The sequence below is a fragment of the Gardnerella greenwoodii 00703Dmash genome (assembly GCF_000263635.1).
Taxonomy (GTDB): Bacteria; Actinomycetota; Actinomycetes; order Actinomycetales; family Bifidobacteriaceae; genus Bifidobacterium; species Bifidobacterium greenwoodii.
Genome location: NZ_ADEV01000008.1, coordinates 37,718 through 53,559, shown reverse-complemented (window position 1 = coordinate 53,559; position 15,842 = coordinate 37,718). Strand labels below are relative to the sequence as shown.

The 15,842-nt window shown below is 41.4% G+C and carries 13 protein-coding genes; 9 read left to right on the top strand and 4 right to left on the bottom strand.

Annotation, left to right across the window (positions count from 1 at the left end):
- The first annotated feature begins 140 nt into the window (after positions 1–140).
- The gene (locus NG78_RS02430) at positions 141–1,328 is read left to right on the top strand and encodes a hypothetical protein (protein WP_004134708.1); all 1,188 of its coding nucleotides are present in this window, start codon (positions 141–143) and stop codon (positions 1,326–1,328) included.
- A gap of 214 nt (positions 1,329–1,542) precedes the next feature.
- Here NG78_RS02430 and NG78_RS02435 read toward each other — a convergent pair whose 3' ends face one another.
- The gene (locus NG78_RS02435; protein ID WP_004134700.1) at positions 1,543–2,667 is read right to left on the bottom strand and encodes a 4-hydroxybutyrate dehydrogenase; all 1,125 of its coding nucleotides are present in this window, start codon (positions 2,665–2,667) and stop codon (positions 1,543–1,545) included.
- 186 nt (positions 2,668–2,853) lie between these two features.
- Complete coding sequence (gene nox / locus NG78_RS02440; RefSeq protein WP_004134698.1) at positions 2,854–4,194, bottom strand: H2O-forming NADH oxidase; 1,341 nt, start codon at positions 4,192–4,194, stop codon at positions 2,854–2,856.
- Positions 4,195–4,540: 346 nt separating this feature from the next.
- Here nox and NG78_RS02445 point away from each other — a divergent pair, with 346 nt between their 5' ends.
- The 6 genes from NG78_RS02445 to NG78_RS02470 all read left to right on the top strand — a co-directional run bounded on the left by NG78_RS02445 (position 4,541) and on the right by NG78_RS02470 (position 11,208).
- Positions 4,541–5,149, top strand: coding sequence for a pyroglutamyl-peptidase I (locus tag NG78_RS02445; RefSeq protein WP_004134693.1), 609 nt, complete (start codon positions 4,541–4,543; stop codon positions 5,147–5,149).
- Positions 5,150–5,242: 93 nt separating this feature from the next.
- Positions 5,243–5,917: a hypothetical protein gene (locus tag NG78_RS02450; RefSeq protein WP_004134692.1), complete on the top strand. Its 675-nt coding sequence runs from the start codon at positions 5,243–5,245 to the stop codon at positions 5,915–5,917.
- Complete coding sequence (locus NG78_RS02455; RefSeq protein WP_004134691.1) at positions 5,907–8,519, top strand: HAD-IC family P-type ATPase; 2,613 nt, start codon at positions 5,907–5,909, stop codon at positions 8,517–8,519. Before NG78_RS02450 ends, NG78_RS02455 begins: the two co-directional genes overlap by 11 nt.
- 84 nt (positions 8,520–8,603) lie before the next feature.
- A complete protein-coding gene (locus NG78_RS02460) occupies positions 8,604–10,115 on the top strand; it encodes an L-serine ammonia-lyase (protein ID WP_004128297.1) in 1,512 nt (503 codons plus the stop codon).
- A gap of 126 nt (positions 10,116–10,241) precedes the next feature.
- Complete coding sequence (locus NG78_RS02465) at positions 10,242–10,649, top strand: FKBP-type peptidyl-prolyl cis-trans isomerase (protein WP_004134690.1); 408 nt, start codon at positions 10,242–10,244, stop codon at positions 10,647–10,649.
- 79 nt (positions 10,650–10,728) lie between these two features.
- Positions 10,729–11,208, top strand: coding sequence for a GreA/GreB family elongation factor (locus NG78_RS02470; RefSeq protein WP_004128294.1), 480 nt, complete (start codon positions 10,729–10,731; stop codon positions 11,206–11,208).
- Between the two features lie 86 nt (positions 11,209–11,294).
- Here NG78_RS02470 and lexA read toward each other — a convergent pair whose 3' ends face one another.
- Positions 11,295–11,993: a transcriptional repressor LexA gene (gene lexA, locus NG78_RS02475; protein WP_155114953.1), complete on the bottom strand. Its 699-nt coding sequence runs from the start codon at positions 11,991–11,993 to the stop codon at positions 11,295–11,297.
- A gap of 206 nt (positions 11,994–12,199) precedes the next feature.
- On the opposite strand from lexA, the gene NG78_RS02480 reads away from it, so the two are divergent.
- Complete coding sequence (locus tag NG78_RS02480) at positions 12,200–12,583, top strand: LysM peptidoglycan-binding domain-containing protein (protein ID WP_004134688.1); 384 nt, start codon at positions 12,200–12,202, stop codon at positions 12,581–12,583.
- A gap of 63 nt (positions 12,584–12,646) precedes the next feature.
- Positions 12,647–13,102, top strand: a complete 456-nt coding sequence (nrdR, locus tag NG78_RS02485; RefSeq protein ID WP_004134687.1) for a transcriptional regulator NrdR — start codon at positions 12,647–12,649, stop codon at positions 13,100–13,102.
- Between the two features lie 141 nt (positions 13,103–13,243).
- On the opposite strand, the gene NG78_RS02490 is transcribed toward nrdR, so the two are convergent.
- Positions 13,244–15,517, bottom strand: a complete 2,274-nt coding sequence (locus NG78_RS02490) for a HelD family protein (RefSeq protein ID WP_032837815.1) — start codon at positions 15,515–15,517, stop codon at positions 13,244–13,246.
- Positions 15,518–15,842: the final 325 nt, after the last annotated feature.

Below are 15,842 nucleotides of genomic sequence, written 5' to 3'. Positions count from 1 at the left end.
TGCGTAGGAGTGAATAGCTTTTGCGCAGGCTTTTTATATTTCATTAACCCAAATTTACGCAGTTTTCAAATATTACAACGTAGTATTAGAATATTTAACTTGCTTGCTTATAATTAGTTAAAGTTTGAGAAGGGGTAGTCATGCCTAGTAGAATTGCGTTGAAGCTAAAAAAATTTATTGCGTTAGTGCTATCGCTATTTCTTTTCGTGCCATTATGTGCTGGATGCTCGAATCAAAATAGCGCAAATACAAAAGCTGCTGATAGTGCAAAAAAAGTTAATGTTATTAATACAAAAGTAGCAGCTTTATATAAAAAAGTTTTATCAAACGCTGATAACTATAAGCTTAATGAAGCTGATTCAGAAATTGATACTAGCAAAAGTAAGTATTCTTACGCGTTAGTCAATATGAGCGATAGGGATATTCCGGAGCTTATTCTTCGTAAAAATTATAAATATGTGTCATGTTCGAAGGTTTTTGCTGCAAATAAAGATTACAGTGACGTTGTTTCTTCCAATGATTTAATTTGCGATGGCGTTAGTTCAGCTGGCGGTTTTAGGGCTTCGTTATCGCAATACGCAGACAGCAATTCATTAAGATATGTTGAGTGGTCTTCTGGAACAGGGGATACTGAGGCTTATAAGGTTACTATGAATATTGCTGACAGCAATCCTCTTAAACAAGAAAAATACTGGTCTGGAACAATCTTTGATCTTCCTAAACAGAATATAAAAGATATTAATTTTGTCAGTACAGATGACACTACACTTCTCGATAATTTGGCAAAAACTGAAGATAATACTTATAAGAAGTCTGTAAGTAATAAAGGCAGTGACTCTAATTCAGAAGATAAGGATTCTAATAAGTCTGAAAAGAAGTCTGACAAGAAAGCTAGTAAGAAAGCCGATTCTAAGAAAGCTGCTAGTGGCGAATCTTTAGATAGTAAGATTAAAGCTGAAAAAGCAAGCGGAAGGCAAGTAGTTTCCGGAACTGTGAAGGTTTTGTCATACAACCAGGTTCTTGAAGCGCAAAATATTCAAGATCCTAATCCGGGATATTCAGATACTAATCAAATTTTCATGATTCTTATTCTGGATAATAAAACCAGCGTTACTTTGCATCACAGCGGCGATATGGGCAATCCGCCTCATCCTAGCGATGCAACTATGATGGCGATTGAGGATGGCAGTCAGGCTAAACAAATCATGGAGAAGTATGTTAATAAGAAAGTTTATGTAAGTTTTATTGTAAATGATGGATTCTTCCCTTCGGATACTGGATTGCCTTTGGGTGAGCCTCGTTTGCACAATCTTAAAGTTATTGAATAGCTATTGTTCAATTAGAAATATTTGAAGTAGCTGTAGTAGCTGAAATAGTTGCGTTAGTCTAATAGTTGCTACAAATAAAATAAAGACCCCACATTTATTTGTGGGGTCTTTTTGGATTTTGCTTTTGTGATTTTGCTTTTGTTTTATTGTGAAAAACTAGTAAAACGCAATTAAAATCAACAAATTCTAGAAAGTAAGTTTTCTAGATCTGACTTTAGAAAGTAGATGCGTAGACTTCGGCAATTGCAGATTCGTCCATATGCATGTAAGAATTCTTCAAAAGTCGCTGCTGCTCTTTAACAACGCTCGAAGCCCAGCTTTGAATCATATCCTCGCTCATGCCATACTCGTGAAGCTTGTGCTTAGGAAGAATCGTGATAAGAACTTCGTCAAGCTTATTTAATACGTCTGTTTTCTGACATTCAAGAATATTTGCCATGAAGTCGAAAAGCTTAGAAAGCTCAGTGTTTTCTGCGCTATTTTCGTCGTGCTTAGCATAGTATCGCAAAACGCTGGTAAGAAGAGCTGCATTCGTTTCGCCATGAGCCACATGGAAAGTTCCACCAAGCGGATAAGCCATCGCGTGAACGCAACCGCAGCCAGCGTTACCAAACGCAATACCAGCGTAAAGACTTGCCGAAACCAAGTCGCTTACAACTTGGCTTTTTGCGCTGCTGCCTTCTTTAACAACTCGCATATAACTTTGCAAAATAAGTCCGCAAGCCTTGTAACTAAACATTTTTGTAAGCTCGGTTGCAATAGGAGAAAGTGCGGACTCAATCGAGTGCGTAAGAGCGTCAATAGAGCTGGTTGCAAAAACGTAATCCGGCAGGCTCTTTAACAATTCTGGAATAAGAACAGCGTCCGTAGCATAGCAAGCATCGTTCGCCAAACCCTTCTTGGTATTGCGCTTAGTAAGCGAGAACACCGCAACGTTCGTAACTTCGGAGCCTGTGCCGCAAGTAGTTGGAACAAGAATAAGATCCGCGCCTTTTTGTGCAGGAATCTTGCCGTCAACCAAGTCTTCAAGCGGGCTTGTTTGCTTCAACGCACAAACCTTCGAAATATCCAAAACAGTGCCGCCACCAATTCCAATCACGCGCTTTGGAGTAGTGTGAATGTCGCTAACGATTGCATCAACCATTGCATCGCTCGGCTCGCCTTTGCCGTACTTTTCTTGGAAAATCACGTCGCAATCAAGATTCAAATCGCCAAAATAAGGCTCCCAAATATACTGGTTTGTAATAACCAAATCACCTTTGCCGAGCTTGAATTCTTGCGCAAAATCGCGAGCGTTCTCGAACTTATGAATAGTTGGTTTAATAGAAAGCTGCTTCATCCTAGACTCCTTTGTTTTAATCTGCATGTCTTATGCTAATAGTGCGCGTTTTGTGCGCTCTTTTGTGCGCGGATGATTAAAAAACCAAGCAACTGCTCCATTATAGAACAGATTGCTTGGTTTAATAAATGTGATTTAAGCTAATCAGAAAAAGTGATTCAGCCTAAGCTAATCAGCAAAGTCTAATCATCCCTTCAACAAAGCCGTGTAAGCAGCCATCGTAATGTAGTTGTACGGCTGGTTGAAGTGAGGCATGAAGAAGATGTCGCACAGAGCAAGCTCTTTAATCGTGACCTTCTTCTGAATAGCCAGCGAGAACAGGTGAATTGCGGCAGACATATCGTAGTTAGAAGCCAACTGGCAGCCAACAATAACCTTCGTATCCTTCTTGTAAACGATGCGAATCTTCACCTTTGGATTCTCAACTTCCATAAACGCAGGCTTTTGAGTATCCTCAAAATCAACGTAATCAACGTCCATGCCCTCTTTTTGAGCGGCAGTCAAGCTCAAGCCAGTGCAAACAAGCTTGTAATCGTAGATCATCATTGCGCTAGAGCCTTGCACACCCTCGGTTTCTACAGGAGTTCCGCAAACGTTGTGACCTGCAATCAAGCCGCTTCGAACGGCGTTAGTAGCGAGCGCAATGTAGTTCACGCGGTCTCGAGCATTGTCGTAAATCGTAGCGCAGTCGCCGATTGCGTACACGTCTGGATCGGAAGTTTGCTGCTTCTTGTCAACAAGGAAAGCGCCGTTAGCATACTGCTTTAAGTGATCTTTGCCGAGCGCAACGTTTGGGTGGAAGCCAATAGCGCAAATCACCATGTCGGCTTCGTAAGTGCCTTTGCTTGTTTTAACAGCCTTGACTTCAGTGTCTCCAACAATTTCTTCAACAGTTTGACCAAGTTCAAACTTAATGCCTTTATTCTCCATAATTTGCTTCAAATTATCGGAAAACTCTGGGTCAAAGTAGCCGTTAAGAATATGGTCTTCCATGTCAATAAGGGTCACGTTTTTACCAAGACGCTCGAAGGCTTCAGCAAGTTCGACGCCAATGTAGCCGCCGCCAAGAACCACAACATTATGGAAATCGCGTTCTTGCAGTTTAGCAATAACAGTTTGCGCATTCTGGAAAAGCTTTACCATTTGCACGTTTTCCAAGTCGATGCCTTTAATGCGAGGCTTGTTTGGAAGGCTGCCGGTAGCAAGAACCAGCTTGTCGTAAGAATCGTGAATAACAGTGCCGTCTTTAAGTTCGACTGTTACTTCTTTCTTTGCGTAATCAATGTCTAAAACTTTACTTTCAAGATTTACCTTAGCACCTTTTTTAACAAAATCTTCTGGCTTTTGGTAGAACAGTCCGTCGCTGCTTTGAATCTGCTTGCCAATCCACAAAGCCATGCCACAGCCAAGGAAGGAAATATTGCTATTCTGATCGTAAATTGTAAGCTCGTTTCCTGGGTAGCTCAAAATTGTGTTAGCGCAGGCAGTGCCGGCATGATTTGCGCCAATCTGAATGATCTTCGTCATCGGTAATCTCTTTTCGTCGTTGAATTCTGTTGAAATTATTGTATGTGCTTCAACTGCTTTGTTTAATTCACGCTGCTGCGCGAATGCACATCCAATGCACAATACTATTACACGAATGCGAGTCTTACCAATTTTGATTTTGTGCGTGTTGTGGTGGAGTTGTGTGGGGAGTTGTGTGGTTATTTCACAATCTGACTATCACTAATCTTTTTGCGAACATGAATTACGTAGTAGAATCCTGAAGTTTGTATACAGTTTATATACAGTGACATTCACATATGTACAGTTTTTTTGTGGTGCGTTTTAATGTTTTAATAAAGTGATATTCGTATGAAGGGGTATTGTGATGCGTATTTTGATTACTGGTTTTACGCCGTTTAATAATGAGTCTATAAATCCGTCGTGGGAGATTGCGCAATCAGTGCATGCGCCTGATGGTGTGGAACTTGTTCGTTTGCAGATTCCTACGGAATTTAGCAAGGGCGCGCAAAAAGTTATTGAGAAAATAGAGGAAGTTCACCCTAATGCTGTGCTTTCATTAGGGCAATTTGGTGGTTCTGCTTGTTTTAACGTTGAGTATGTTGGAATTAACTGTAGAGCTGCGCGTATACCGGATAATAGTGGGTATAAGCCTTGGTATGAGCCTGTTGTGCAAGATGGCGATGTGGCGTATAAAGCGACTTTGCCAGTTGTGAACATAGTTGATGCTTTAAATAAAGCAAAATTGCCGGCGTCTGTGTCTTTTTCTGCTGGCGCGTACGTGTGTAATGATGTGCTTTACAATGTTTGTCATTATTGCCAGACTAAAAAATTGACGATTAAGAGTGGTTTTATTCACGTTCCATATTTGCCTGAGCAGATTCTTGATAAGCCGACTACGAGTTCTATGAGTTTAGCTGATATGCTTCGAGGTATTGAAGTTGCGCTGCAAGTAATTGCGGATGACTGCAAGTGATTGCAGATAAATCGCCAGCAAATCTTTAATTTGTCAAATTGTATAAAATGATCAAAACAGCCACTTATGTTGAAGGTGTGGTATAAAAGTCTTATGTTTTCTAAACGCGCTATTACCATTTTTGCGGCTGCTGTCGTAACTGCTTTAGCGTTGGGTACGTTGAGTGCTTGCGAGCCGCAAGGTAAAGCCGTTGGTAGCACTGGTCGCGCTGGAGACATAATTCACGACGGTGTGGATATTAACGATATTCATCTGCTCGTAATTGGTTCTAAATCAGCAGCTCTCGATGCTGATATTATGCAGAAGTGCAAAATGGCAAATTTAAGTGCTTCTTACGTTTCTGTGTCAAATATAAATAATGCGAACGATGCGGCTCAGCAAGCTATTCGCACTTCAAGTGAGCAGCCTGTTTCATTAATACTTATTAACGCGCTAGACGTAACAAGCGTTGATGATTCGCATAATGATAATGATCAACTAAATAAAAAAGAGAACAAACAGCCCAATAAAATCGCACGCAATAAACAAAACGAAAGCAAAGAATGGATTTCTGCGTTGCAGTACGCGCGTTATGCTGGTGTGCCAGTTGCGTTAGTAAATCCTGTAAACGCACCTAAAGACGAAACTTTATATGCTGCAATATTGCGAGTTGGGGTTGGGGATATTTCGCATAATTTAGCACCTGAGCGTTCATCTTTGCTAAGCATTGTTCGCGCAATAATTGACAATACGCCACACGGTAGGGAAGTGATTGTAAATGACAAGTAATAAACAAAAAACAATAGTTCCTACAGAAAACACTAATAATAAAGCTATTGCGGCGCTTCCTAAAGTAGAAGTTTCTGGATTGAGCACCGAGGAGGTTGCGCAGGCAGTCTCTCGCGGAGACGTGAATATTACTTCTAAGCAGACTTCTCGCTCTTTAATGGATATTGTGCGCGCGAACGTGTTTACATTGTTTAACGCGATTATTTTCACAGCAATGGTTGTTGTGCTTGCCACTGGTTCGTGGAAGGATGCTGTTTTTGGTTTGGTAATTCTGGTAAATACTGGAATTGGCATTGTTACTGAATTAAAAGCAAAGCGCACTTTGGATAGGCTTTCTATATTGATTGCTGCTCGCGCAATGGTGCGTAGAGGTGGAGAAAATATTGAGATTGCGCACAAAGATATTGTGCTTGGGGATATTTTGTGGCTTAGAGCTGGCGAGCAAGTTCCTGCAGACGTAGAAGTGCTGGAATCGTGGGGCTTGGAAATGGACGAGTCCATGCTTACGGGCGAGTCTGCTACAGTTCGAAAGACAAAAGGTGACGACGTTTATTCTGGATCTACTGCAGTTTCTGGAATGGCTTTAACGCGTGTTACTGCCGTGGGAGAGCATAGTTACGCGGCAAAATTGGCGGCGCAAGCGAAGGTTTATACCAAAACAATTTCCGACTTAAGCCGTGGAATTAACACGATTTTGAAGTATATGACGATGGTTGTGGTGCCTTTGTGCGTGCTGCTTGTGTGGTCGCAAATGCACAAGGTTGGCGGATTTGTTGAAGCTTGGCAGACTGGAGCTTGGAGGGGAGCTGTTGTTTCTGCTGTTGCAGGCGTTGTTGGAATGATTCCAGAAGGATTGGTTCTTCTTACTTCGCTTAATTTTGCTGTGGCTGCTATGCGGCTTGCTCGTAAGCAAACGTTAGTTCAGGAGCTGGAAGCTGTAGAAACTTTAGCGCGCGTAGACTGCTTGAACCTGGACAAAACTGGCACTATAACCGACGGTGGTATTGCATTTGTTGGCGTGGAAAATCTAGATAATAGTAGTGCGGAAATATCTTTGCAAACAAACTTGCAAACAAACTTGCAAACCAATCAAGCTTTATTCGATTTATCAAATGAAGAAAATCCGAACGCAACAGGCGTTGCAATTATGGAAGGGCTTGGCTCTCAAGGAGTTGCCGCTAGTGCGCATGTACATAACCGTCTTCCATTCTCGTCTTCTAGAAAGTGGAGTGCGGTGCAATATGCGAAAAGCAGCGGAGAACATGAAACTTGGTATATGGGTGCTCCGGAAGTATTGCTAAGCGCGATTAATTATGCAAATTCTAATGAACTTTTAGCGAAAGTTAATTCTTATGCGGAGCTTGGTGAGCGCGTGCTGCTTCTTGTGAAAGTAAGTAGCGATAGTAGCAGCGTAAGTGGAGTAACGGAAACAGATAAAACTTTTGGTGATTCTCCTACTATTTGTGCAAATGCTCAGCCTGTTGCTTTAGTTCGCTGCTCTGAGCGTATTCGTGAAGATGCGCGTAAAACGCTTGAATGGTTCCGTAAGCAGGGCGTGCGCTGCCGCGTAATTTCGGGAGATAATCCTACAACTGTTGCTGCTGTTGCTGCAAAAGTTGGTTTAACAGGGGATAGTAAGCCTGTTGCAATGGATGCTAGAAAATTACCGGAAGATATTAACGAATTGGCTAAAGTGCTTGAAAATGTGGATGTTCTTGGGCGTGTGCTTCCTCATCAAAAGAAGGCGATTGTTCAAGCGCTTCACGCTCAAGGTCATGTGGTTGCTATGACTGGTGACGGCGTGAATGATACTTTAGCTCTTAAAGAAGCTGATTTGGGCGTTGCTATGGGCAACGCTGCTCCTGCTGCAAAAGCTGTAGCTCAAGTGGTTCTTGTTGATTCGCGCTTCTCGCATTTGCCGGATGTTGTGGCTCGCGGTAGGCAAGTGATGGCAAATATGGAACGTGTGGCTGGCTTGTTCCTTGTAAAAACTGTTTATTCTGCACTTATTTCTGCAGGAGTTGTGCTTCTAGCACTTCACTTCCCGTATTTGCCTCGTCACATTACTTATATTGGTTCTTTAACTATTGGTATTCCAGCATTTTTGCTCGCTCTTGCGCCTAATACTCGTCGATACATTCCAGGTTTCTTGAAGCGCGTTGTGCGTTTTGCTGTTCCTAGCGGATTTGCTATAGCGCTTTCTGTGCTCGCTACTGCTGTTATAGCTCCTCGAGTTTTAGGGTTGAATCTTGACAAAACTGTAGAAAATAGTTTGAAAGCTTCCCGTTTTATTGTTTCAAACGTGCAAGCTCTTGCAACTACTCGTAGCATTTGTTCCGTAATCGTATTTGTTCTCGGCATACTAGTGCTCGCAAGCGTTGCTAAACCTTTGCGCTCGTGGAGAGGGATTATGGTTGCGCTATTTGCTGCAGCTGGAGTTGTTGGAGCTTTTATACCGTTTACTGCAAAGTTCTTTGAACTTCACGTGCCAACTTCAGGGAGCGCGTTTACTGTAATGCTTATAGCTGTTGTTTTAGCTGTAATACTATGGTTTGCGTGCGTGAGTTTAGCGAACTTGTTACCTAAACAAAGTAAGAAGTGAATAATCTAACATATTTCAACGCAATTAGTGTGTCGAAGCTAGCTTAAGGATGCTTACAATAGATACGTGTTTAGTATTTTAGAGATGTTTTCAGTAGGCGTTGGCCCTAGTTCTTCGCATACGGTAGGTCCTATGCGTGCAGCTTGTGCGTTTGTTACGTCGCTTAAAAAAAGCGGCAATCTTAAAAACGTTGCGCACGTAAAGGTTACGCTTTATGGCTCGTTGTCTCTAACTGGTCTTGGTCATGGAACTGATCGCGCTTGTGTTGCAGGTCTTGAAGGAAATCTTCCAGATAATGTAGACACTGATCACATGCTTACCATTCGTCAGGAATGTAAAAAGACTGGAACTTTAACGCTTGCAGGGGAGCATACTATTTCTTTTGACTACGACAAGGACGTAATTTTTGAAAAATGGATGCGAATGGTTGTTCATCCTAACGGAATGCGTTTTGTGGCAGAAGATGCTAATGGAAACAATATAGATGAGCAAGTATGGTACTCAATTGGCGGCGGATTTGTGCGTCAAGGTCATGCTGATGATGCAATGGTTGGCTTGCATGAGCGCGTTACTGAGCAGGATGATAATAATAACGTAAGTAATAGTGATAGTAGCGAAAATAGTAGCGAAAATAATAGCGAAAATAGTAATGACAATACGGAAAAAGTTTCAAATCAAACAAAAGATTCCACTGTTCCGTATCCTTTTACTTCATGCGACGAGCTTATAAATATTTGCCTAGAAAAGCATATGTCAATCAGCGATGTTGTTTGGCAGAACGAATTAGCTTTGCATGAAGGCGATGCTGAATACGTGCGCAACTATTTGCTGCATGTTTGGAAAGTTATGAGCAAATGTGTAGAAAATGGCTGCAACTCAAAGCAACCGATTTTGCCAGGCGGTCTTGATGTTCCTCGCAGAGCGCCTCGAATGTATGAGCGTTTAGCTGCAAATTCAGACATGCTTCGCAATAATCGTCGTCGTTCAGATGCTGCTTTAGAAAGTTCAGACTCTGCGTGGGTCAATCTTTTTGCGCTCGCTGTTAGCGAAGAAAACGCTGGCGGCGGACGTATTGTTACTGCTCCAACGAATGGATCTGCTGGAATTATTCCTGCAGTATTGCAGTATTATTGGCGATTTGTTGATTCTGCTAATGAAGATGGAGTTGTGCGATTTTTGCTTGCTGCAGGTGCAGTTGGTTACTTATTTAAGCGAAATGCTTCAATTTCTGGTGCTGAAGTTGGTTGCCAAGGGGAGGTTGGTTCTGCCTGTTCAATGGCTGCTGCAGGATTGTGCGAAGTGTTGGGAGGAACGCCGGAACAGGTTGAAAATGCTGCAGAAATTGGCATAGAGCATCATTTAGGATTGACTTGCGATCCGGTTGGTGGCTTAGTTCAAATTCCTTGTATTGAGCGCAATGCTATGGCTGCAAATACTGCAATTAATGCTGTTCGAATGGCAATGCTTGGAGATGGTTCGCATATGGTAAGTCTTGATCAGGCAATTAAGACTATGAAAGAAACTGGTCATGACATGATGTCTAAATATCGAGAAACTTCAAAAGGTGGACTAGCTGTAAACGTTGTTGAGTGCTAATCTAGGACGAGTTAATAAGAGTTAATCTAAATGCATTTAGTAATTCTATAGGGCTGTGAAATCAGTCTATGCGAATGTTATACTATTGCAGATTATACTAATTGGAGTTTTTAAAAAGGAGGCAATATGGCACAGGATATGCCGGCAGTAGCTGCAGAATTTGGTACTACGCCAACGGTGACGTTCCCTGAATCTGAACCGCCAGCTGGTCTTAAAGTTGTTGAATTGGTTGAAGGTAATGGCCCAGTTGTTCGCGCTGGTGATACTGTAACTGTGAATTATCATGGTGTTGTTTGGGGCAGTGAAAAGCCGTTTGATTCCAGCTTTGCCCGCCACACTCCAGCCAGCTTCGGTATTGGCGTTGGTCAAGTAATTCAAGGTTGGGATCGCACAGTTCCTGGACACAATGTTGGATCTCGTTTGCTTATTTCGATTCCACCTGAGTATGGTTATGGTTCTCGTGGTGTTCCACAAGCTGGTATTGACGGTGGAGCAACTTTAGTATTTGTTGTTGATATTATTTCAACTCGTTGAGTGAAAAACGTGTGCGCTGTTTTATTTAAGCGCGCAACGTATTTGACTCTGTAAGAGATTGTTGGATAGGGAGGTAGCAATGGCTGAGGAAAAAACTATTTTGCTTACGCAGGAAGCGTATGACAAGTTGAAGGAAGAGTTAGCGCATCGCGAAGGTGAATATCGTGAAGAAATTACTGAACGTATTGCTGCAGCTCGAGCTGAAGGTGACTTGTCGGAAAACGGTGGTTATCAGGCTGCTCGAGAAGAGCAGGGCAAGAATGAGGGTCGTATTAACGAGCTTATTGTAAAGCTTCGTAATGCTAAGATTCTTGAAGCTCCGAAAGCTGGAACTGTTGGAAATGGTTCGTTGGTTGTTTTGGAACTTGCTGGTCGCGAAATGACTTATGTTCTTGGATCTCGAGATATTGCTGTAGCTACAGATTACGACGTTATTAGTCCTGAATCTCCGATTGGTGCAGCGATTATGGGTGCTCATGCGGGAGATACTGTTAGCTATGCAGCTCCTAATGGTCGTGAGATTTCTGTGACTATTAAGGAATCTAATCCTCTTGCATAAGTAGGTTTTAATAAAATAATTCTCCCCATCTGGTTATTTATGTATCAGATGGGGAGATTTTTTTTGGGGGTTGGGTTTTAGTTTAATTAAATTTTTCTTAGCACTGTAACAACTTTGCCCATAATAGTTGCGTGTGAGCCGTCTATAGGAGAGTATGCAGGATTGTGAGGAATAAGCCAAACGTGACCATTGTCATTTCTGAAAGTTTTAACTGTTGCCTCGCTATCAAGTAAAGCAGCAACAATATCTCCATTTACTGCTTCGTGTTGTTCGCGCACAACAACATAGTCTCCGTCGCAAATGGCAGCATCAATCATAGAGTCGCCATGAACTTCAAGCATAAAAAGATTACCTGTGCCGGTTAAGCGTTCTGGTAAGCGCATAACGTCTTCAACATGTTGTTCTGCTGTAATTGGTATTCCAGCGGCAATTCGTCCAACTAAAGGTACATCTCTAGAATTAATAACAGAATCTGAATCATAAGCAGCAATATCAACAGATTTTGAATAACCTTTGTTGATGCTGGTATTTATTTTGCTATCAGATACAGAATCGTCAAGAATTTCAATTGCGCGCCCTTTATTTGCGCTAATTCGCAAAACTCCTTTTTCTTCTAAAGCGCGTAGCTGGTGTTTTACAGAAGATGGGCTTCTAAGTCCAACGGCTTCGCCTATTTCTCTAAAGGAAGGTGGAAAACCATGAATTTTGAGACTGTTTTGAATAGCATTAACAATTGCACGTTGACGTTCGGTAAGTGATAATTCGTCAACATTGCTGAGGTCAATGCTGTCATTATTGTTGACGGCATTGTTGTTTGCTCTCTCGTTATTCATGGTGCTCCTTTCGATGTATTAATAATAACTCACTTCTTCAAAAAAATCAAACATCTGTTCGACACGCCGTTGCAACTGTCGAACAAATGTGTCATTATTGATACACCTGTTCGATAGAACAAATGTTCAATTGATTGATGGCGAAGGAAAGGATAGTTATGAATACGGCATCGAGGAACAATAATCGCATTAGTACTCGTTCAAAAAGAATCGCAACTAAAGCTGTTTCAGGTACTAAACGAGCTTCTGCAATGCGCATTAGAAGGAATAGAGTGTTAAGAATTATTGTGCTTCTTATGTCAATAGCTGTATTCTGCGCTGTGTTCATGCCAAAAACTGCTGTTTCGGCTGTTCCTGAAAAGTTTATTACATATACTGTGCGCCCAGGTGACACATTGTGGAGTTACGCTTCAACAATTACTCCAAAAAACGGCGATATTGCAGATAGTGTAGAACGACTTATTTCCTTAAATCATCTTTCATCTGCCGATTTGGAAGTTGGACAGTCTATTAATGTGCCAATTGTTAGTTCAAATCAGTGATATTAGAAAAATAAAGTGAATATTTTTATATCGTGTTTCCTTAATTTCTAGTATGCTGAATATATGCATTGTCCTTTTTGTAAAAATTCAGATACGAAAGTTATTGATACTCGTATTAGTGAAGATGGTTATTCTATTCGCCGTAGACGTGAATGTCAGGTGTGCGGAAATCGTTTTACAACAGTAGAAACGACTCAATTGCTTGTAATGAAGCGTTCAGGATCTGTTGAGCCTTTTGATCGTGCAAAAGTCGTAGCTGGTGTTGGTAAAGCATGCCAGGGTCGTCCTATTAACGCAGAAGCGTTAAAGACATTGGGTATGCGAGTAGAAGCTGATTTGCGTGCGCGTGGTTTAGCTCAGGTAACTTCTGAAGAAGTTGGTAAAGCTATTCTTAAGCCATTGCGTGAATTAGATGAGGTTGCATATCTTCGTTTCGCAAGTGTATACCAAAACTTCACTGGTCTTGAAGATTTTGAGCGTGCGATTGAAGATTTGAAGCGTAGTAAAGAAGAAGAGTAGTACTTTTACTAATAACATTACTAAGACTTTTACTTAGAGCTTACTTACTTAGCTACATAGCAGCTTATCTATTTAGCAAATTCTCCTGTTATTAAATTAATAACAGGAGAATTTTTAAGTTTTTCTGCGTTTTATATTTTACTATTCAAAATCTGCATCATTTCTGGTGCGAATAATATGCAATCTTTGAGTTGGTCTCGTCATAGCCACATACAGGTTTGCTGCTGCAGCCAACCTAGAAGCAGCTTCTTGCTCAATTTTAGAAGGCTGTAGCACAATTACAGCATCATATTCAAGACCTTTTACCTCTTCTGCGGTAGAAACACTGCATTGGCAATCGTCTGCACTCTGTTGACTAATGTTATTCCACATTTTTTCAGGTAAAGCATTCTTTAATGCTTGATTTACTATTTCCTGAGTATGCTTCACCATGTCACAAGGAGCAATAATAGCTATGCGACCGCTACCATCTTCAGATATAAACTTTTTGAACAATTGAATACATGAATTAGCAAGAGTTGTATCAAGCTCATCATTAGATTCAACAATATCTGATATTAGAGAATCTGGAACGGATCTTACAGCATTAACTGTGGAAATATATAATCCAGAATTGGTTGCAATTTTGCTTGCAGCTTCGGAAACTTCGCGAGGATTACGATAATTAATCGTAAGTTCATAAAGATCCCAATTTGATTCGCCAAACATTGGATTCATATTTTTCTGCCAACGGTGTGTGCCGCCTAAAGCAGAAGTTTGTGCAACATCTCCAACAATAGTAAATGAGCGCGAAGGGCAGCGTCGTATAAGCATACGCCAGTCCATTGCTGTAAGCTCTTGAGCTTCATCTACAACTATGTGACCATAAGTCCACTCGCGGTCGGATGCGGCTTTACGTGCAAGCATACCAGCGTCGTCGCCTTGCAAATTATCAAGAAGCATATCTGCAGTTACAATGCCATTTCCTATTCCTACCTGAGCCAAAGTATCTGCAGCGAACTGCTGTTCCTCAAGCTTCTTAGCCTGTAAAGATGCTCGCTGAGCATCAAGTTTTGGATCTGCTCCAAGCAATTCCATTGCTTCATCCAAAAGTGGAATATCAGATTTAGTAAGAGGGCTGTCTTTTTTACGAGTAAGAGCATTAATATCTTCTTCACTAAGCCAAGGAGCATATTTGCGCAACTGATCAGGTTTTGAAAAAAGCTGATCAATAAGCCATTGCCCGGTCATTGGAAGCCATGCAAGATTTAGCGTAATTCGAAGCTTGTCGTCCAAGCGAAGTTGAGAAGTTATATCGTTTAATTCAGCTTGATCTGGAACATAATCAAGTTTCTCCAAATAACGATTTTTCAATATGCTAAGCACTGTTTTAACAAACGTGGTTCTCGCTTGATTATGCGGTTGATGAGTATGTTGCGCGTCTGCTTGAGCAATCTCAATATCTTCTTTTAGAAGAGGGACGCTTAAGCCTCCAATATGTAATGTTGGAAGATTTTTAGGTACGCGAATACGAGCTGAAATAGCGTTTGCAATAACCGATCGCATACGGTACATGCCTTTTAATTTTGCAGCATACGCAGAATCTTCACAAGTTGCGTGAATTCCAGGAATTAAATCCGCAATAGTGCGGCTTACTACGCCAGTTTCGCCAAGAGATGGAAGAACTTGATCAATATATCGCAAAAATGCGGAGCTTGGTCCAACAATAAGAACTCCAGAACGCTCAAGTTTGCGTCTGTGAGTGTACAACAAGTATGCTGCTCTATGCAAAGCAACAGCTGTTTTTCCTGTACCAGGTCCTCCTTGAACAACAATCGTGCGATCTAGAGGAGCTCGAATAATCCGGTCTTGTTCAGCCTGAATAGTTGCAACAATATCAGTCATTTTTCCGGTTCTGCGAGAACCTAATGAAGCTAGCAGTGCGCCTTCGCCGGTTAAAGTTCCTTGTTCAGAAGCTTTTCCTACTTCCTCAGAATGAATATCGAGAATTTCATCCTCAATTCCAACAACGTCTCTAAAACGAAGGGTAATGTGACGACGCATAACAATGTCGCCGTGATGCGAAGGAGTAGCTTCATAGAATGGTCGTGCTGCTTCAGCTCGCCAATCTGTAAGAATAGGATCGTGGTTTTCGCTGAGCAAACCAATGCGGCCAATGTATCGTCTAATACCTTCTGTGTTATCAAGTCGCCCAAAAACAAGCCTATCTTCAACGGCACGCAACTGTGTTAAGCGATCCTCGTACATGGTTGCGAAAGAATCACGTTCTGTACGTTGAGTAGGAGATCCGTGTGAACCTGCTGCGCGTACAGCATCCAAGCGTGTGCGAATAGTGTTACGCAAATCATCAAGTCGACTATAAGCACTGTCAACAGCCTGCTGTTCTTCGCTAAGTTGTGAGGAATAGGTAGACATACGCTTCCATTCTTCGTAAAATCTGCAACCAAATAAAAGCCAATTTTTAGGCATTTAAGTATACCTCGATGCATATACCATTGATTTATTTCGTGTTGTAATCTAAATTAAAACAGACTAAAAGCTTAGCGAATAATTGCGTTTTATTTTTCTGTAAAAATATAATCTAAACATATGTTTATAAGGGTTGATTTTGAATTATAAAGAGATAGAATTTTTGAGTTGTGAAGCATAAAACGATGAGGTTGACGCCTACTAGTTTGTTGCAACTTAAAAATAAACAGAATGGCTTACTGCATCACTGTTGATGTAGCGAGTTTGTGAT